The 19,141-nt window shown below is 73.7% G+C and carries 15 protein-coding genes; 5 read left to right on the top strand and 10 right to left on the bottom strand.

The annotated features are described in order from the left end of the window. Position 1: 1 nt before the first annotated feature. The 10 genes from A8711_RS18035 to A8711_RS17990 all read right to left on the bottom strand — a co-directional run bounded on the left by A8711_RS18035 (position 2) and on the right by A8711_RS17990 (position 11,216). A complete protein-coding gene (locus A8711_RS18035; RefSeq protein ID WP_069088872.1) occupies positions 2 to 607 on the bottom strand; it encodes an EboA domain-containing protein in 606 nt (201 codons plus the stop codon). 34 nt (positions 608 to 641) lie between these two features. Continuing rightward, entirely contained in the window at positions 642 to 1,532 is an 891-nt protein-coding gene (locus tag A8711_RS18030; RefSeq protein WP_069088871.1) for a sugar phosphate isomerase/epimerase, read from the bottom strand. Continuing rightward, positions 1,529 to 2,437 (bottom strand): SCO3242 family prenyltransferase, encoded by a 909-nt coding sequence (locus A8711_RS18025; RefSeq protein ID WP_069088870.1) that lies wholly within the window; start codon positions 2,435 to 2,437, stop codon positions 1,529 to 1,531. Before A8711_RS18025 ends, A8711_RS18030 begins: the two co-directional genes overlap by 4 nt. After that, entirely contained in the window at positions 2,434 to 3,582 is a 1,149-nt protein-coding gene (locus tag A8711_RS18020) for an inositol-3-phosphate synthase (protein ID WP_069088869.1), read from the bottom strand. The genes A8711_RS18025 and A8711_RS18020 overlap by 4 nt, the downstream gene beginning before the upstream one ends. A 206-nt stretch (positions 3,583 to 3,788) precedes the next feature. Continuing rightward, positions 3,789 to 4,961, bottom strand: coding sequence for a Gfo/Idh/MocA family protein (locus A8711_RS18015; RefSeq protein WP_369830119.1), 1,173 nt, complete (start codon positions 4,959 to 4,961; stop codon positions 3,789 to 3,791). Between the two features lie 53 nt (positions 4,962 to 5,014). Beyond that, positions 5,015 to 6,067: a substrate-binding domain-containing protein gene (locus A8711_RS18010; protein ID WP_043329088.1), complete on the bottom strand. Its 1,053-nt coding sequence runs from the start codon at positions 6,065 to 6,067 to the stop codon at positions 5,015 to 5,017. A gap of 92 nt (positions 6,068 to 6,159) precedes the next feature. Next, on the bottom strand, positions 6,160 to 7,248 hold the full coding sequence (locus A8711_RS18005; protein WP_069088867.1) for an ABC transporter permease: 1,089 nt from the start codon (positions 7,246 to 7,248) through the stop codon (positions 6,160 to 6,162). Next, positions 7,245 to 8,813 (bottom strand): sugar ABC transporter ATP-binding protein, encoded by a 1,569-nt coding sequence (locus A8711_RS18000; RefSeq protein WP_069088866.1) that lies wholly within the window; start codon positions 8,811 to 8,813, stop codon positions 7,245 to 7,247. The genes A8711_RS18005 and A8711_RS18000 overlap by 4 nt, the downstream gene beginning before the upstream one ends. Next, entirely contained in the window at positions 8,810 to 9,988 is a 1,179-nt protein-coding gene (locus A8711_RS17995; protein ID WP_043329082.1) for an ROK family protein, read from the bottom strand. The genes A8711_RS18000 and A8711_RS17995 overlap by 4 nt, the downstream gene beginning before the upstream one ends. A 211-nt stretch (positions 9,989 to 10,199) precedes the next feature. Beyond that, positions 10,200 to 11,216 (bottom strand): YihY/virulence factor BrkB family protein, encoded by a 1,017-nt coding sequence (locus A8711_RS17990; RefSeq protein WP_124778938.1) that lies wholly within the window; start codon positions 11,214 to 11,216, stop codon positions 10,200 to 10,202. A 913-nt stretch (positions 11,217 to 12,129) separates the two neighbouring features. Here A8711_RS17990 and A8711_RS17985 point away from each other — a divergent pair. The 5 genes from A8711_RS17985 (at position 12,130) to A8711_RS17965 (ending at position 19,138) form a co-directional block, all read left to right on the top strand. Beyond that, on the top strand, positions 12,130 to 14,358 hold the full coding sequence (locus A8711_RS17985; RefSeq protein WP_233607794.1) for a TRAP transporter fused permease subunit: 2,229 nt from the start codon (positions 12,130 to 12,132) through the stop codon (positions 14,356 to 14,358). Next, positions 14,334 to 15,353, top strand: coding sequence for a TAXI family TRAP transporter solute-binding subunit (locus tag A8711_RS17980; protein WP_043329078.1), 1,020 nt, complete (start codon positions 14,334 to 14,336; stop codon positions 15,351 to 15,353). Before A8711_RS17985 ends, A8711_RS17980 begins: the two co-directional genes overlap by 25 nt. A gap of 64 nt (positions 15,354 to 15,417) precedes the next feature. Beyond that, positions 15,418 to 17,781: a sensor histidine kinase gene (locus A8711_RS17975; RefSeq protein ID WP_069088864.1), complete on the top strand. Its 2,364-nt coding sequence runs from the start codon at positions 15,418 to 15,420 to the stop codon at positions 17,779 to 17,781. Continuing rightward, positions 17,778 to 18,170 carry a roadblock/LC7 domain-containing protein gene (locus tag A8711_RS17970; RefSeq protein WP_030503989.1) on the top strand — a complete coding sequence of 131 codons (393 nt, stop codon included), beginning with the start codon at positions 17,778 to 17,780 and terminating at the stop codon, positions 18,168 to 18,170. The genes A8711_RS17975 and A8711_RS17970 overlap by 4 nt, the downstream gene beginning before the upstream one ends. Then, on the top strand, positions 18,167 to 19,138 hold the full coding sequence (locus A8711_RS17965; protein ID WP_069088863.1) for a TAXI family TRAP transporter solute-binding subunit: 972 nt from the start codon (positions 18,167 to 18,169) through the stop codon (positions 19,136 to 19,138). The genes A8711_RS17970 and A8711_RS17965 overlap by 4 nt, the downstream gene beginning before the upstream one ends. The last annotated feature ends 3 nt before the right edge of the window (positions 19,139 to 19,141 follow it).

Raw genomic sequence — 19,141 nt, 5'->3', positions numbered from 1 at the left:
GTCACGCCTCCGGGGTGGGGATGGTCAGCCGGCGCAGCAGGTCGGCCGCGTCGTCGGGCATGGTCCGGCCGGCGGCGTGCCGCTCGGCGGCGTACGCGGCGAGCATCCGGGCCAGCTCGCCGTCGGCCCGCTCCGGCAGGTCGTCGACGACCGCCAGGGGCACGCCGGTGAACACGCACTTGAGCACCGCCTGCCGCCAGGCCGGCTGCTCCAGGTGCCGGGCGTACGGGCCGAGCGCGGCGGCGACCAGCCGGGTGTCGTTTGTGCGGATCGCGTCGTGCAGCAGCGGCACGCACTCCGCGCCGATGGGCAGCAGCGGCAGCGCGCGCAGCACGGCGCGTTTCTCGGCGGCGTCGCCCTGCCGGTAGAGCGTCTCGGCCGCGGCGGCGTGGCCGTTCGGCAGCGTGGTCAGCAGCAGCGCGCGGGCCGCCTCGTCGGCCGTCCAGCCGGGCGGGTCGGGCAGCGGCCCGCGACCGCACCGCCGGGCGGCGGTGGCGAAGAACCGTTCGATCGCCGTGGGTTCGGTCGCGACGCGGCGCAGCGCCGCGTCCAGCCACTGCGGATCGGGTACGCCCCGAAGCGCGGCGCGCAGTCGGTCGGGTGTCATGCCGTCTCCCCTCTGCCGGGTGGAAGGTGGTGGGTCACCGCCCCTCGCCGCGCGAGGCGGCGGCGCGCAGGAAGTCCAGTGAGCGGGCGGCGACGGCCGGTGCCGCGTGCGAGTGCCGGGGCAACTCCACCGCCACCAGCCCGCGGTAGCCGGCGTCGGCCAGGGCACGCAGCACCGGCGGGAAGTCGATCTCGCCGGCGCCGAACTCCAGGTGCTCGTGCACGCCCCGGCGCATGTCGTCGATCTGCACGTTGACCAGGTGCGCGGCGACCTCGGACACGCACCGCGGCACCGGCAGCGGCTCCAGGCACCGGCAGTGCCCGATGTCGAGCGTGATGCCGAAGCCGAGCGGCGCGCCGAGCGCCTCGCGCAGCCGCCGCCACCCGGCGATGTCCTCGACGAACATGCCCGGCTCCGGTTCGAAGCCCAGCGGCACGCCCGCCTCCGCCGCCTCGGCGCACACCGTCGCGCAGCCCGCTACGAGGCGGTCGGCGGCGACGCCGGGCGGTACGCCGGGCGGTACGCCGGGCGGGCGTACGCCGGCCCAGAAGGAGACCGCCTCCGCGCCCAGGTCGGCGCCGATCCGCACGGCCCGGCGCAGGAGCTCCACCCGCCGGGACGGGTCGTCGTGCAGCAGCGTCGGCGCGTGCTTGTGCCAGGGGTCGAGCAGGTAGCGGGCGCCGGTCTCGACCACCACCGACAGCCCGAGCGCGTCCAGCCGGCGGCGCACGGCGGCGACCCGGCGGGCCAGGCCGGGGGCGAACGGGTCCAGGTGGTCGTGGTCCAGGGTGAGCGCGACACCCTGGTAGCCGAGGTCGGCGAGGACCGCCAGCGCGTCGCCGAGGCGGTGGTTGGCGAAGCCGTTGGTGCCGTACCCGAAACGCAGCGTGGCCGGGCCGGAGAGCGGTTCGGCGACAGCTGTCATGTCGGCGAGATCAGTCGGGCCAGGCGGCGGCCGAGCGGGGCGGCGCCGGCCACGGCGAGGCCGAGCAGCCGCGCCCCGGCGCGGGCGGTGAGCGAACCCTGCAAGGCGGGCAGCCCGGTGATCCCGGCCCCGACGGCGGCGCGCACCCGGGCCGGTGACGGATCGGCGAGCACCCGGGCCTGCGCCCGGCCGTACCGGGCGGCGTACCCGGCCGCGAGCACCGCCGGCACCAGCTCCCCGAGCCGAAGGAAGGGCCCCCTCTTAACGCATCCGGTAGAGGAGGGGGCCCCTCTTAACACGGTGGGCCGGGCCGGGGTGGTGAACGCGATCAGCGCGGTACCGGCCAGCGTGAGGCCCGGCAGACGCCGGTCCGCGCCGGTCACCTCGCGGCGGGACAGCGCGGTCACCGTCCAGGTGTGCGCGGCGACGGTGAGCGCTGCGGGCAGCGCCCGGACCACCCGGCCGCCGGACGCGCCGAGCAGCACGTCCAGCCCACGGCACGCGGCCATCACCGCCGGGCCGGCGGCGGTGTTCTTCGCGCGCAGGTCGTACCCCCAGATGGTGGCCGCGAGTGGCAGCGCGACCGCCGCCGCCCGGCGGCCCCCGGCGGCGGTGGCGACCGCGAGCCCGGCGGCGGTGAGGCCGGACGCGACGCCGAGCGCCACGGACGGGCGCACCCGGCCGGACGGGATCGGCCGCTCCGGCCGTTCGACAGCGTCCAGCCGCCGGTCCGCCCAGTCGTTGGCGGCCATCCCGGCCCAGTAGAGCAGCACCGACGCGCCGGCCAGGGCGGGCGTACGGCGGTCCAGCGATCCGGCCGCGGCGGCGCCGGACAGCACGTCCCCGGGTACGGAGAGCGCGGCCGGCGCCCGGACCAGTTCGGCCAGGTCGGCCAGGCGGGTCACGGCGTCACCCGGGCGTGCAGGCCGGCGGCGAAGTCCCGCAGCACCGTCCACTGCTCGCCGAGCGCGTGGCCGGTCGCGCCGAGCGGGTCCTTGAAGAAGAACGCCAGTTCGGTCAGCGGGCCGTGGCGGCCGGCGGCGTGCGCGGCGGCGGTGAGCCGGGCCAGGTCCAGCACGAGCGGCGCGGCGAGCGCCGAGTCGCAGCCGTGCCAGGTGAACTCCATCCGCATGCCGGTGCCGAGGAAACCGGCGAACGTGATCAGGTCCCAGGCGGTCTTGAAGTCGCCCAGTTCCTCGACGTACTCGATCCGGGTGCCGCCCTGGGGCAGGTAGCCGAGCGTCTCGGCGAGCACCCGCTGCTTGCTGCCGACCTTGGCGGCGTTGGCGGCCGGGTCGGCGAGCGTGGCGCCGTCGCCGCCGCCGAGCAGGTTCGTGCCGGACCAGGAGCGCACGGCGAGGTGCCGCATCGCGAACATCGGCGCGAGCACCGACTTGAGCAGCGTCTCGCCGGTCTTGCCGTCGTGCCCGGCGTACGGCAGCCCGCGTTCGGCGGCGAGCGCGGCCAGGGCCGGCAGGCGGGCGCCGGTCGACGGGGTGAAGTCCACGTACGGGCAGCCGGCGGTGAACGCCGCGTACGCGTAGGCAGAGCTGGGCGGCAGCACGCCGGCCCGGCCGGTCAGCGCGTCGCGCAGCGTGGCCAGGTCGTGGTGGGCCGGGTGCGGTGCGGGCGCCGGCTCGGTGGCGGCGACGTTCACCACCACCACCCGGTCCAGCCCGTGCCGGGTGCGGAACCCGGTCAGGTCGCGCACCACGGCGGCGATCCGCTCGCCCTGGTCGCCCTCGGCCGGCGCGGGTCGCAGCGCCGCCTCGACGGCGGCCAGGTCCGGCGCGACGGCATCGGCCAGCCGGGCGGGCAGCACGCCTGCGGCGGCGAGCGCCTCGGCGCGTTTGGTCAGCGGGGTGGCGACCACGTCGTGGCCGCCGAAGACGAGATCGGCGAAGCCCGGCAGGGCGGGCCCGCGCAGGTCGGGCAGCTCGGTCACGCATCCGGTCGGCGCGGTGAGCCCGGCCCGCAGGGCCAGCCCGCCGACCACGGCGGTGGTGGCGACCGAGCCGCGCGCACCCACCAGCCACACACCCGTACGCATTCGCGCTACCTCCCCAGGTAAGGCCGGTCCGCCGGTGCGGCCGGGGAATCCCGGTCCGGCCGCACCGGAGGGCCGTGCTGGTCGTGCCGGCGGACACCGGCGGCACGCTCCCCGGAGCCGGCCTCGTCCCCGCCGCGGGGCGCAACCGCGGCGGGCCCTCGCCGGCCGGCGCCGGAGAGTGTCGGGCGGGCCTGGCCCGCCTCGGATCAGGCGGAAGCTTCGGCCAGCGCTGGCTCCACCTCCGTCCAGGCGGCCCGCTCGGCCGAGCGGGTCACCGCGTCGAGCACGAGCTGGACCTGCAGCGCGTCGGCGAACGACGGGGCCGGGTCGGCGCCGGTGGCGACCGCCTCGACGAAGTCGCGCGCCTGGTGGGTGAAGGAGTGCTCGTAGCCGATGATGTGGCCGGGCGGCCACCACGCACCCAGGTACGGGTGGTCCGGCTCGGTCACCAGGATCCGGCTGAAGCCCTGCTCGGCGGCGGGCCGGGTGGCGTCCAGGAACTCCAGCTCGTTGAGGCGTTCCAGGTCGAACACGACGCTGCCGCGCGAGCCGTTGATCTCGACGCGCAGGGCGTTCTTGCGGCCGGTGGCGAACCGGGTCGCCTCGTACGTGGCGAGCGCTCCCCCGTCGAGCCGGGCCACGAACACCGCCGCGTCGTCCACCGTCACCTGGCCCATGGCGCTGCCGTTGCCGTCGGCCTGCGCGGCCAGGCCGCTCGACCCGGCGACGAGTGGCCGCTGGCGGACGAACGTCTCGGTCAGCGCGCTGACCCCGCTGACGAGCTGACCGGTGACGTACTGGGTCAGGTCGATGATGTGCGCGCCGATGTCACCGAGCGCGCCGGAGCCCGCCCTGTCCTTCTGCAACCGCCACACCAGCGGGAACTGCGGGTCGACGATCCAGTCCTGGAGGTAGACCGCCCGGACGTGCCGGATCTCGCCGATCCGCCCGTCGGCCACCAGCTGCCGCATCAGGGCGACAGCCGGCACCCGCCGGTAGTTGAAGCCGCACATCGCGCGTACCCCGGACTCGCGGGCCCGGGCCGCGGCCCCGGTCATCTCGCGGGCCTCGGCGACGCTGTTCGCCAGCGGCTTCTCGCACAGCACGTGCTTGCCCGCGGCGAGCGCGGCGAGCGCGATCTCGCGGTGGCTGTCCCCCGGCGTGCAGATGTCGACCACGTCGATCTCGTCGGACTCGACGAGCCGCCGCCAGTCGGTGGTGTAGCCGTCCCAGCCGAGCCGGTCGGCGGCCTCGGCCACCTTCGGCTCGTCCCGGCCGCAGACGAGCGCCATCCGTACCCGGGACGGCAGATCGAACACCCGGTTCACGGTGCGCCACGCCTGGGAGTGCGCGGCGCCCATGAACGCGTAGCCGACCATGCCGACCCGCAGGATGCTGTCGTGACTGGACAAGGTGGGTCTCCCCCCGTGTGTCAGAACCCGAGCTTCAGGTAGTCGCTCGCGTTCTCCTTGGTGATCGTCTCGGAGGCGAGCACGATCTCCTTCGGTACCTGGAGTTCGACCAGGTCGGACATGCCCTTGCCCTGGCCGATCAGGCGGGCCAGGGAGATGGCCGAGGAGGCCATCGACGGGCTGTAGGTGACTGTGGCCTTGAGGACCGTGTTGTCGGCGGCGATGTCCTCCATGGCCTTCTTGGAGCCGGCGCCGCCGACCATGATGAATTCCTTGCGGTTGGCCTGGTTGACGGCCGCGAGCACGCCGATGCCCTGGTCGTCGTCGTGGTTCCAGACCGCGTCGATCTTCGGCAGCGCCTGGAACAGGCCGGTGGCGGCCTGCTGCCCGGAGTCGACTGTGAACTCCGCCGGGCGCCGGTTGGCGACCTTGAACCCGTACGAGGCGAGCGTGTCGGCGAACCCCTTGGACCGTTCCTGGGTCAGCTCCAGCGACTCGATGCCGGGGATCTCACCGATCACCGGGTTGCTCACGCCCTTGGTCTTGAGCTGCTCGGCGATGTAGGTGGCGGCGGCCACCCCCATGCCGTAGTTGTCGCCCTTGATCTGGCACCGGTAGGCGCGCGCGTCCGGGAAGGCGCGGTCCAGGTTCACCACCGGGATGCCGGCCTTCATCGCCTCCAGGCCGAACGCGTTGAGTTCCTTGCCGTCGTGCGGCAGCAGCACGATCACGTCGGGCTTCTGCGAGATCAGCGTGGACAGCGCCGCCCGCTGGGCCGCCGCGTCCGCGCCGGCCTCGACCGACTTCAGCTCCACGTCCTGGTACGCCCCGGCCTGCGCCTTGGCGTTGTTCGTGATGGCGGCGATCCAGCCGTGGTCGGCGGCCGGGGCGGAGAAGCCGATGGTCACCTTCTTGCCCGGCTCGGTGTTGGCGCCGGAACCGGCCGCCTTGGTCTGTGCCTCGGTCGGGCTCTGCTCGTTGCTGGTGCAACCGGCGAGCAGCACCCCGGCGGAGACCGCGGCCCCGCCGAAGAGCAGCCGGCGGCGGGACAGGTCATGGCGCGGTGTTCTCATGACGCCTCCTGGGATGAGGTGGTGGGGTGGTTTCGGGCGTGGCGGGCCGGACCACAGTCGGTACGACGGCAGCCTGGTGTGCGCGGGTGGGGTCAGGTGGTGGTGGCCCGGTTGCGGGCGAGGAACTGGGTGAGGCTGCCGAACTGCACCTGCTGGACCAGGACGGCGGCGACGATGATGCCGCCCTTGACCATGTTCTGGGCCTCGGCGGAGAGGTTGTTGATGGCGAACAGGTTGGTGATCGTGGAGAAGATGATCACCCCGAGCAGGGAGCCGATGATCGTGCCCCGCCCGCCGCTGAGCAGCGTGCCGCCGATGATCGCGGCGGCGATCGCGTCCAGCTCGTAGAGGTTGGCCATCGCCGCCTGCGCGGAGGTGGCCTGCGCGGTCAGCATGACCGCGGCGATGCCGCAGCACAGGCCGGACAGCGCGTAGAGGAGCACGGTGTGCCGGCGCACGTTGATGCCGGCGAGCCGGGCCGCCTCCGGGTTGCCGCCGACCGCCACCGTACGGCGGCCGAACGTGGTCCGGTTCAACAGCACCCAGCCGGCCGCCACCACCGCCACCAGGATGTAGACCAGCAGCGGGATGCCGAGCACGTTCGTGCTGGCGATGCCGTTGATGAACGTGTTGCCCGACACCTGGGTCTGCTTGTCGGAGATCTCCGCCGCCAGCCCTCGGGCGGCGACGAGCATCGCCAGCGTGGCGATGAACGGCACCAGCCGCCCGTACGACACGAGCAGCCCGTTCACCACGCCGACGGCGAGCCCGACGGTCAGCGCGGTGAAGATCATGCCGCCCGCGCCGTAGCTCTGCGTGGCGACAGTGGTGCACCAGACCCCGGCCAGCGCGACGATCGCGCCGACCGACAGGTCGATGCCGCCGCCGATGATCACGAAGGTCATGCCGACGGTGACCACGCCGACCACCGAGGCGAGCTTGAGAATGGTGAGCGTGTTGCCCCACACCCAGTTCGGGTCGCCGTAGAGGTCGGGGCGGGTCAGGATGCCGATGACCACCAGCACGACGAGCGTGGCGAGCAGGCCGAGGTTGCGCTTGACGCCCTCCCCGCCGTCGCCGCGCCACCAGGAGAGCTTCGCCGGCGCGTCGACCTTGGCGGTCTCCGTCCGCTCCACCGGCGGCGACTGCGCGGGCAGGGCGGATTCTCTGACATCGCTCATGCCGGTGCGCCTTCCATGAGGGACCCCGCCATGACGAGGTCGAGCACGGTGTTCTCGTCCAGTTCGCCGGCTGGCGCCTCGCGGACCACCCGGCCCTCCCGCATCACCAGCACCCGGTCGGCCAGGCCCAGCACCTCGGGGACCTCGCTGGAGACCAGCAGCACCCCGACGCCCCGGGCGGCCAGATCGCGGATCACCTGGTACAGCTCGGCCCGGGCGCCCACGTCCACGCCCCGGGTCGGCTCGTCGAGCAGCAGCAGCCGGGTGTCACCGAGCAGCCACCGGCCGACCACCACCTTCTGCTGGTTGCCGCCGGACAGCGTGCGCACCGGCCGCCGTACGTCGCGGGGCCGCAGCTCCAGCGACTCGGCGATCCGGTCCGCCTCGGCGCGTTCCCGCCCGGCGTCGGTGAACCCGAGGCGGGCGTACCTGCCGAACGTGGCGAGCGTGACGTTGCGGTAGATCGGTTCACCGAGCAGCAGCGCCTGGCTCTTGCGCTCCTCCGGCGCCATGCCCATCCCGGCCCGTACCGCAGCGCCCACACTGCCGGGACGCAGCGTCCGGCCGTTCACCCGGACCGTCCCGGCGTGCGCCCGGCGCGCGCCGAAGATGGTCTCCAGCAGCTCCGACCGGCCCGAGCCGACCAGCCCGGCGATGCCGACGATCTCTCCCGCCCGGACCCGGAGCGAGACGTCGGCGAACTCGCCGGGCCGGGTCAGCCCGTCCACCCGCAGCAGCTCCGCGCCACCCCCGTGGTCGGCCGGGCGCTGCGGGAAGACGTACTCGATGGTCCGCCCGGTCATCCGGGCGACCAGGTCGCGGGTCGGCGTCTCGCGGGCCGGCAGGCTCGCCGCCGTGGTCCGGCCGTCCTTGAGTACGGTGACCCGGTCGCCGATCTCGCGGATCTCCTCCAGCCGGTGCGAGATGTAGATGACAGCGATGCCCTGCGCGGTGAGTTCCCGGATGATCCGGAACAGGTTCGCCACCTCGTCGTGGGCCAGCACCGCGCTCGGCTCGTCCATGATGATCAGCCGGGCCTCGTGGGAGAGCGCCCGCGCCATGCTGACGATCTGCTTGCCGGCCGCCGGCAGATGCCGCACCAGCCGCCCCGGCGGGATCTCCGGGTGGCCGAGCCGGGCCAGGATCTGCCGGGTACGCCGGGCCATGTGCCCCCGCCGGACGAAGCCGAACCGGCGCGGCTCGTGGCCGAGGAACGCGTTCTCCGCCACCGACAGGTCGTCGACCAGATCGAGTTCCTGGTAGATCGTGGCGATGCCGGCGCGCATGGCGGCCTGCGGGTTGGCGAACGACGCCGGCTCGCCCCGCCACACGACCTCGCCGGAGTCCGGCCGGTGCACCCCGGCCAGCACCTTGATCAGCGTGGACTTGCCGGCGCCGTTCTGCCCCAGCAGGCAGTGCACCTCGCCGGCGCGTACCTCCAGTTGCACGCCGTCGAGCGCGCGTACCCCCGGGAACGTCTTGACGACGTCGGTGAGGCGCAGGACCACCTCGCCCGCGACGGCGTCCGCGGGCGCCTCGACCAGTGGTTTCCCGGTGTCGCTCATGCTGCTTCTCCGAACGCGAGGTCGCTGGCCAGCACGGCCGCGCCGGCGACGCCGGCGCGCGGGCCCAGTTCGGACAGGACGACCGGCAGGTTGCCGGTGGCCAGCGGCAGCGAACGGCGGTAGACCACGCTGCGGATCTCGGCGAGCAGGATGTGGCCGAGCTGGGCCAGTCCGCCGCCGATCACGATCATTGACGGGTTGGTGAAGCTGACCAGCCCGGCCAGCACGCTGCCGACCCGCCGGCCACCGTCCCGGATGAGCTGGATGCAGGAGACGTCCCCCTCGATCGCCCCCTGCGCCACGTCCAGCGCGGTCACCACACCCCGGGCGGCGAACCGCTCGGCCAGCGCCGGGGAGACCTCGGTGCGGGCCGCGACAGTCGCCTCGCGGGCCAGCGCGGCGCCGCTGAACACCGCCTCCAGACAGCCGACGTTGCCGCAGGAACACATCGGGCCGTTCGGGTCGACCTGGATGTGGCCGATGTCCCCGGCACAGCCGTCGGTGCCCCGGTAGACCTCGCCGTGCAGGTAGATGCCACAGCCGATGCCGGTGCCGATCTTGATGAACAGGAAGTCGTCGACCGAGTGGGCCACGCCGCCGTGCCGCTCCCCGATCGCCATGATGTTGACGTCGTTGTCCACCACCGCCGGGCAGCCGTGCTCCCGGGTCAGCAGCTCGCGGACCGGGAACCGGTCCCACCCCGGCATGATCGGCGGGGAGACCGGCACGCCGTCGCGGAAGCTCACCGGCCCCGGTACGCCGATGCCGACCGCGTCGAGCCGCTCGTACGCGCCGTCCACCTTGGCCTTGTGCAGCAGCTCGTTGACGCGCTGGAGCGTCACCTTCGGGCCGGAGCGGATGTCGGCGGTCTCGGTGTAGGCGGCCACCGGCTCCAGCCGGCCGTTGACCACCTCCACGTCGATCGAGCTGGCGCCCAGGTCGACGGCGGCGAACCGCAGGTGCGGGCTCAGCTCGACCAGGGTGGAGCGCCGCCCGCCCCGGGAGGCGGCCAGCCCGGCCTCGGCCACGTACCCGAGGGAGACGAGCCGTTCCAGCTCGGCGAGCAGGCGCGGGCGGGGCATCTGGAGGCGGTCGCCGAGTTCGGCGCGGGACACCGCGCCCTCGTCCCGGAGCAGCCGCAGGAGCCGTACGTGCAGGGGGTCGACCGTCCGCACCGGCAGTCACCTCCGCATCGGAAGTCCGTCACATCGACCATGGCGATGTGTGTTGTGTCCGACACAGTAGGAGCCTTCCGGGTCGCATGTCCATAGCTTCGGCACGCCTGATGCAAACTTTTGTCCATACGAACAAAAGAGGTGCCGGGCCAGAAAAACGCGCCGCCTCGCCCGGGCGCATCCGGGCGGGGCGGCGAGGTGCGGTCAGCGGTCAGTGGTGGGAGGAGGCATTGCCCTTCTTGCGCAGCTTGCGGTCGTCGCGCAACTCCACGTAGGGCTCCTCGTCGGCCGGGTGGCCGGCCGCGATGGCCCGGCTGCGCTCCAGCTCGGCGTCGAACTCCGCGCCGAGCAGGATGGCCACGTTGCTCAGCCAGAGCCAGACCAGGAAGATGATCACGCCGGCCACCGCGCCGTACGTTTTGTTGTACGAGCCGAAGTTGCTGACGTAGAGCGCGAAGAGGCCGGACACCACGAGCCAGAGCACCACCGCGAGCACGCCGCCGGGGCTGACCCAGCGGAAGCCGCCGTGCCGGGCGTTCGGCGAGGCCCAGTAGAGGATCGCGAACATCAGGCTCACCAGCACCAGCAACACCGGCCACTTGGCGATGTTCCACACCGTGACGGCGGTCGAGCCGAGCCCGATCGCGTTTCCGGCCTGCTCGGCCAGGCCGCCGGTGAACACCACGATCACGGCGCTGATCAGCAGCATCACGCCGATCACCGCGGTCACGCCGAGGCGTACCGGCAGCGTCTTCCAGATCGGCCGCCCCTCCGGCACGTCGTAGATGCCGTTCGAGGCGCGCATGAACGCGGCGATGTAGCCGGAGGCGGACCAGAAGGCCGCGACCAGACCGATGACGGCCGCGATGCTGGCCAGCCCGCCGGACTGGCCGGCCTGGTCGATCGCGCTCTCGATGATCTTGCGGATGTTCTCCTCCGGCACCGCCTGGCCGACGGTGTCCCGGACCCCCTCCGTGGCCCGGTCACCGAGCAGGCCGAGCAGCGAGATCAGCACCAGCACGCCGGGGAAGATGGAGAGCACGCCGTAGTAGGTGAGCGCGGCGGCCCAGTCGGTCAGGCTGTCGTCCTGGAACTCCCGGACGGTCCGCTTGAGCGTCGCCATCCAGCCCGTCGCGGTCAGGTCGGTCGGGCTGTCCGGACCGTCGTCCGGGCCCACCGGCTCCGTGCGGTCGCGCCCGTCACGGGCGGGAGCCTCGTCGGCGGCCATGGCACCTCCTCGTCGTCGCGTCGTCAGACGACATGCCCTGACGACGGCGGCCATAACCACCACCCGCGAAAACGGCAGACCCGCCGCCCGACGCCCCTGCCCCCGAGGCGGCCACTCACGCCCATCGCGGCCGTCCGCGTTTCCCGGCGCCTCGCTCTGCATCCATCGGCGCACACGGTTACGCAGCGTGGCTGCCGCGCGGGTGGCTGCAGAGCAAAGCCCGCCGGCGCCGCACCCCGTCACGACAGCGCGACGCACTCGACCGGAGATCTCGGCGCCCGCCGCCCGGAGCGGACAACAACTCGCCCAAGATCTCGACAACCGTCACGACGGGTGGAACGTCATGGGTGCCAAACGGGGGCGGAGACACCCACGGCGCTCCACCCGTCCGATCCGCCGGCGGCGGGCGCGCGGTGGAATCGGCGGCGGCACCCGGCACAGCCACTGTGCCGCAGTGGCGGCGTCGTCATGACGAAGGAGCCCGCGACCTCGGCGGAATGAATTCGATCATGGGCCTTCCGGGCACCGGAGCACGTACTGCCGACGTCGGTCGGCGCCGGCACCGCCGAGGGCCGACAGGGCCTGCGACAGCAGTCGGTCGCGCTGCACTATCCGTAACCGCCACCGGCTCCCGTGACTCGCCATTCATCGTTGGAAAGGCGCCCGGTCGGCCACCGGAAGGCATTGCCGAAGTCCTTGATCGCGCAATTACGAAAGAGATTCAAGAAGCGTCCGCCGGAGCGCGTCACCCCAATTACCGTCACTCATTGCAATCACGTTAAGCAATGTTCCCAACGCGCGCGCAATTCGCGTATCGTGCCCCCTCGTGCCGCCCGTTCGCCCCTCCGACGCGACTCCCCCGAAACCCCGGCCGCCGTCCGGCGGACGACCGGGGTCCGATGTGGACGCCGAGGTGGTTCCGCTCCCGCCGGACGAGGGCGTCGTCGCCGGTCCAGAGTGGTCCGACGACGGGCCGGGCGAGACGCACCACCACAGCCGGGCCGTGCCGCACCACACCGAGGACCACACTCCGGCCGAGACGCAGGACGCCCCGGATCAGGCCCAGCAGGACGCCCGGGAACTGGCCGCCCGGTTCGAGGAGGAGAAGCCGGGACGGGTCCTCGCCGGCGGAGTCGGCTTCCTGTTCACCGGCGTCACCGTCGCGGTCGGGCTGCTGACGCTCTGGCAGGTGTTCTTCCCGCTGGCCCAGGGCAGCAAGTACTACCTCATCTTCTTCCTCGCCGGCGTCCTGCCGATGGTGTTCCTCGCGTACCCCTCGGGGGTGCGGCTGCGACGCACCAAGGCCGACGCGGTCGACGTGGACGACCGGCGCGGACCGACGCCCGTGGACTGGCTGCTGGCGCTCGCGGCGCTCGTGGTCTGCCTCTACCCGGTGCTGCCGGTCGCCGTCGGTGCGGGCGGCGGCGGGTACGACGCCTTCCTGGACCGGCAGGGCCTGCTGGATCCGCTGGACGTGGCGTTCGGCACCGGGCTGCTGCTCCTGCTGCTGGAGGCGTGCCGGCGTACCACCGGGTGGATCCTGCCGGCGGTCTGCGTGCTGTTCCTCGGGTACGGCTACTACGGCGGGCTGCTGCCGCAGTCCTGGCCGGTGGCGCACGCGGGGCTCGACTTCGCGCAGCTGGTCGACGCGTTCTACAACTCCGACAGCGGCTTCTACGGCACGCCGCTGGACGTCGCCGCCTCCTACATCGTGCTGTTCACCATCTACGGCGCGGTGCTCGACCTGTCCGGCGCGGGCCGGTTCTTCGTGGAGCTGTCCGCCGCCGCGTTCCGCCGCTCCCGTACCGCCGCCGGGCGCACCGCCGTCGCCTCGGGTTTCCTGCTCGGCACGGTCTCCGGCTCCGGCGCCGCCACCACCGTCAGCATCGGCGCGGTGACCTGGCCGATCCTGCGCCGCGCCGGCTACCCGGCCGAGCGCGCGGGCGGCATGCTGGCCGCCGCCGGTGTCGGGGCGATCCTGTCCCCGCCCACGCTCGGCGCGGCGGCGTTCATCATCGCCGAGTACCTGGGCGTGTCCTACCTGCAGGTGCTCGGCTGGGCCACGGTGCCGACGATCCTCTACTACCTGGGCATCCTGTTCTCGGTCGAGATCGACGCGCGGCGTTCCGGGGTCCGTCCGGTGGTCATCGACAGCGGCTCGGCCTGGCGGCTGCTGGCCCGTTTCGGCTACCACTTCCTCTCGCTCCTCGTGATCATCGTGGTGCTGGCGCTCGGCGCGTCGGCGATGCGGGCGGTGGTCGTCGCCACCGTGATCGCGGCGGCGCTGTCCTTCCTGGACCGGCGGCACCGCCTCACGCCGGCCCGGCTCGTGGCGGCGCTGCGCGACGGCGTACGCGGGGTGCTCGCGGTGAGCGCCGTGTGCGCCGCGGCCGGCATCATCACCGCCACCACCACGAAGACCGGGCTCGGGCCGCAGGCCGCCTCGCTGCTGATCAGCGGCGCGCAGGCGGTCAGCTCGGAGCCCGCCGTGGTGCTGGCGCTGACCGCGGTGCTCGCCGCCGTCGCGCTCAGCCTGCTGGGCCTCGCCGTGCCGGTCACCGCGTCCTTCGTCATCGGCTGGGTGATCATCGGCCCGGCGCTGCTGAACCTGGGTGTCGAGGCGCCCGCCGCGGCCATGTTCGTCTTCTACTTCGCGGTGCTGTCCGAGGTCTCGCCGCCGACCGCGCTCGCCGCGGTCGCCGCCGCCGCGGTCACCGGCGGCCGCCTGGTGCCGACCATGTGGCAGACCCTGCGGTACGCGCTGCCGGCGTACCTGATCCCGCTGGCCTTCGTGATCACGCCGACCGGCCTCGGACTGCTCGGCATCGGCGGGCCCGGGCGGATCGTGACGGCCGGCCTGGTCTCCGCGCTCGGCGTGGCGGTGCTGGCGGTCGCGGCCGGCGGCTGGCTGCCGGGCGTGGGCCCGGCCGGCGCGCCGGAGCGGATCCTCGGCGCGATCGCCGGGCTGGTCCTGCTCTGGCTGGAACCGCTGCCCATGGCGATCGGCGCGGCGCTCGCCGCGCTCACGGTCGCGGGCGTGTACGTCCGACGTGGCGCCGCCGGGCACGCCGGCCGCCCGGCGGTCGAAGAATCCGTGGATCTTGGGGAGGAGAGAGAGTGGGACGGATCGACGCGAGGATAGTGGCGGGTGTCGGGGCGCTTGTCCTGGTCGCCGCCGGTGCCGCCGGCTGCGGGGGCCGTCAGGACGGCGCGGCGAAGGACGACGCCGCCCGCGAGGTCAGCTGCAAGGTCACCAAGGACACCCGGGTCGGTATCGCCACCGGCAACGCCACCGGCGTCTACTACGTGGTCGGCAACGCGCTCGCCGGTGAGCTGAGCAAGACCACCGACGGCAAGCTCACCGGGACGGCCGCCGAGACGGGCGCCTCGGTGCAGAACGTCGAACAGCTCGTCGCCGGCCAGTACGACGTGGCGTTCTCCCTGTTCGACACCGCTGTCAACGCGGTGCAGGGCAAGGGGAGCTTCACCGCGCCGCAGCCGGTCAAGGCGCTGGCCCGGATCTACGACAACTACACCCAGGTGGTCGTACGGGCCGACGCGGGCATCACGTCGGTGGCCGACATGAAGGGCAAGAAGATCTCCACCGGCTCACCGAAGTCCGGCACCGAGGTCATCGCCAACCGGCTGCTCACCGCCGCCGGCCTGGACCCGGCGAAGGACGTCCAGGCGCAGCGGCTGGACCTCACCAAGACCGTCGACGGCATGAAGGACGGCAGCATCGACGGCTTCTTCTGGTCCGGCGGCGTACCGACCGGCGGCGTCACCGACCTGTTCACCACGTCCGGCGACAAGGTGAAGTTCGTCGACATCACTCCGCTGCTGCCGAAGATGGCCGAGCTGAACCCGGCGTACCAGGCGGGCACCATCGGCAAGGACATCTACCGGACCCCGGCCGACGTGCCCACCATCGTGGTGCCGAACGTGCTGCTGGTGCGGGACAACCTCGACGCCGACGTGGCCTGCGCGATCACCCGGACGGTGTTCGAGTCCAAGGACGCCCTGGCCCAGGCGAACCCGGCGGCGAAGGGCATCGAGCTGGGCAACGCCCGCAAGACCGACCCGGTGCCGCTGCACCGCGGCGCGGAGCGGGCACTGAGCGACCTCGGCGCGAGCTGACCTGAACGGGCCGGGTCCGGACGCGCGTCCGGGCCCGGCCCGCCCGACCCGACCGGAGACCACCGTGCCGCTGCCCCACCCGGCTCGCGTACGCCGGCACCACCGCTCCGCGGACCGCACCGGACGCCTGCGCTCGGTCCGCGTCCAACTGCTGGCCCCGATCCTGGTCGCCACGGCCGGGCTGGTCGTGCTGGGGGCGGCGCAGACCGACGCCGCGCTGGACGCGTCCGCCGACGCCGACCGGGCGCGCGTGCTGGCCGGCACCGCCACCGCGACCGTACGTCTGGTGCACGAGCTGGAACGCGAACTGGGCGAGACGGCCGCGTTGCGCCAGCGCGGCGGTACGTCCGGCCGCCCGCTCGTGGACGCGCAGCGCCGCCGGGTCGACACGGCCGTGGAGCGCTACCGCTCGGCGCAGGGTGACGCGCGCCGGGCCGCCCCGGACCTGGCGGGGGTGCTGGACGACGCGCGCGGGCGCTTGGAACAACTCGCGCCGACCCGGGACCTGGCGCTGGCCGGTGAGCGCGGCGACCCGGCGTACGTGTCGCTCGTGGAGTCGCTGCTCGCGGTCGCGGACGCGCTGCCCAGTCAACTCCGGGACGCCGACCTGGCCAACCAGGCCCGTGAGGTGGCCTCGGTGGCCGCCCAGGAGCACCTGTCCGCGCTGGAGCGCGACCTGCTGCGGGCGGTGTTCGTCAGAGGCGGACTGGAACGCGGCGAGCTGGCCCGGCTGGGCCGGCTGCGGGGCGCCCGGGAGCAGCGGCAGGCCGAGTTCCTGCGGATCGCCTCCGCCCCGGCGAACGCTGCCTGGTACCGGCTGGTCGACGGCGCCGACGTGACCACGGCCCGGCGGATGCGCGACGCGATGCTCGACACCGACGGCGCGCCGGACGCGCTGAAGACCGACGGCGACGCCTGGTACGTGGCGCAGAGCGGCGCGATCCGCCGGTACAACCTGCTCGGCCGGGACCTGTCCGACGGGCTGGACCGGGACGCGGCCGACCTGGCCGCCGCGGCCCGGCTGCGCGCGGTGCTGACCGCCGGGGCGACGAGCACCGTCGCGCTCGGCTCGCTCGTCACCGCCGTGCTGCTGGCGGTACGGACCAGCCGCCGGTTGCGCCGGCTGCGGGTGGCCGCGCTGACCATGGCGAACCGGGAGCTGCCGGAGCGGATCACCGCGATCGCGGCGGGCGAACGGGCGCCCGCGGAGGGTCCGGCGACCCGGATGACGGACGGGATCCGGCGCGGTCGGGACGAGGTGGCGCAGGTCGCCGAGGCGTTCGACACGGTGAACCGGGCCGCGCTGCGGCTCGCCGGGCAGCAGGCGGAGTTGCGGCTGGACGTGACCCGGATGGCGGAGGCGCTGGCCCGGCGCATCCGGACGCTGATCACCCGGCAGTTGCGGCTGCTCGACGACTTCGAACGCGAGGAGACCGATCCGGACGCGCTGGCCCGGCTCTTCGCGCTGGACCACCTGGCCGCCCGGCTGCGGCGCAACGGGGAGAACCTGCTGGTCCTCGCCGGTGGCGAGCCGGGCCGGGGGCACGAGGGCGCGTTGCTGCTGGACGACGTGGCACGGGCGGCGGCCTCCGAGATCGAGGACTATCCGCGGGTGGAGATCGACGTGCCGACCGCGGCGGTGCACGGCGCTGCGGCCGGCAACCTGGTGCATCTGCTGGCCGAGTTGCTGGAGAACGCCACCGTCTACTCGCCGCCGGAGGCCCGGGTGCTGGTGGACGGCCGGCGCACCGTCGACGGGCTGGTGCTGCGCGTGCACGACCAGGGCATCGGCATCAGCGAGAGCCGGCTGGCCGAGATCAACGAACGGCTCGCCGCGCCGGCCACCCTGTCCAGCGCCGCCGCCGGCAGCATGGGCCTGCACGTGGTGGCCCACCTGGCCGCCCGGCACGGGATCCGGGTGCAGTTGCACAACCCTGGCACCGGCACGGTGGCGCAGGTGGACGTACCGGAGTCGGTGCTGACCCGGGTCGAGTCGGTGGCGTCCCGGCCGCCGGCCGAGCGGCGCCCGCACGGGCGCGGCGCGCCGTGGTTCAAGAACGCGCCCGTCCTGCGGCCGCAGGGCGGTTCCCGCGACCTGGTCACCAGCGCCCCGACGGCCGGCGGGCCGGCGCGCGGCGTGGCCACGGTCCGGGCGCCGGGCGGCGCGCTGCTGGCGCCGAGCGCGGCGCGGATCCGGCCGGTGAGCGTGCCACCGGCGCCGGTGTCGACCACCGCCGCCGGGCTGCCCCGGCGGCCGGTGGGCGGGCATCTGCCGGGACCGATGCCCGCCGCCACCGCGCCGCCACCCGCGACCGACCTGCTCGACCCCGAAGTGGTACGCGCCCGGCTGTCCGCCCTCGCCGAGGGGGTGGCCAGCGCGACGCGCCGTGCCCCGAACACCACACCACCCAACGGGAGAAGACCATGAATCCACCCGCTTCCACCGGGCTCGACTGGCTGCTGGCGAACTTCGCCGAGCAGGTGCCGGACGTCTCGCACGCGCTCGCGGTCTCCGAGGACGGACTGCGGCTGGCGTCCTCGCCGGATCTCTCCCCGGACCAGGTCGACCAGCTCTCGGCGGTGATCAGCGGCTTGGCGAGCCTTACCGTGGGCGCGGCCCGGCTGATGTCCGCCGGCCGGGTACGCCAGCAGATCGTCGACATGGACGGCGGTGTGATGCTGGTGATGGCGGTCGGGGAACGGGCGCTGCTCGGCGTGCTGGCCGCGCCCGGCTGCGACCTGGGCCAGATCGGTTACGAGACGGCGACGCTGGTGCAGCGGGTGGCGGAGGCGCTGGAACCGGCGGTCCGCCGGTGAGCGGCCGCCCGGCGCGGCTGGTGGCGGCGCTGCTGGCGACGGTGCTGGTGGCCGGTTGCGGCGCCGAGGACACCACTGGGCAGGCGTGGCACGGCGGGCGGATCTTCCTGGCCACCGGCAACACCACAGGCGTCTACTACCAGCTCGGCGGCGGGTACGCCGATCTGATCACCCGGCACGTGCCCGGGTACGAGGCGCGCGCGGAGCCGACCGGCGCGTCGGTGGAGAACATCACCCGGGTGGCGGGCGGCGACATGGAGATCGCGTTCAGCCTGGCCGACACGGCGGCGGACGCGGTCGACGGCCGCGGGGCGTTCGACAAGCAACCGCAGCCGGTACGTGCGCTGGCCCGCGTCTACAGCAACTACACGCACGTGATCGTCCGCAGCGACGGCAAGATCAACAGCTTCGCCGATCTGCGCGGCAAGCGCGTCTCGACCGGTTCGCCGAAGTCCGGGACCGACATCATCGCCGGGCGTCTGCTCACCGCCGGCGGCATCGACCCGAACACCGGCATCCAGCGGCTCAACCTGTCGTTGCCGGAGACGGTCAAGCGGATGCGGGCGAACACGCTGGACGCCATGTTCTTCTCCGGCGGCCTGCCCACGCCCGGCGTGAAGGACCTGCTCTCCTCCGCGCCCGGGAAGTTCCGGCTGCTGCCGCTGAATGAGCTGATCGAGCCGTTGAGCGCCCGGTTCGGCGGCGTCTACACCACCGCCACGCTGCCGAAGGAGGTCTACGGCACGGCCGAGCCGACGCCCACCATCACGGTGGCGAACGTGATCCTGGTGGCGGCGGACATGCCGGAGCAACTCGCGTACGACCTGACCCGGGTGCTCTTCACCTGGCAGGGCGATCTGATCCAGGTGCACCCGGAGGCGGCGAACTTCAACCGGGCCAGCGCGGCCGCGACCGGCCCGATCCCGCTGCACCCGGGCGCGGCCCGGTTCTACCGCGACGGCGGCTGAGCG

Source organism: Micromonospora sp. II (genome assembly GCF_001709195.1).
In the GTDB taxonomy this organism is placed as follows: Bacteria; Actinomycetota; Actinomycetes; order Mycobacteriales; family Micromonosporaceae; genus Micromonospora; species Micromonospora chalcea.
Note: the sequence above shows the minus strand (reverse complement) of the source record. Positions and strands in the feature narration are given on the sequence as shown.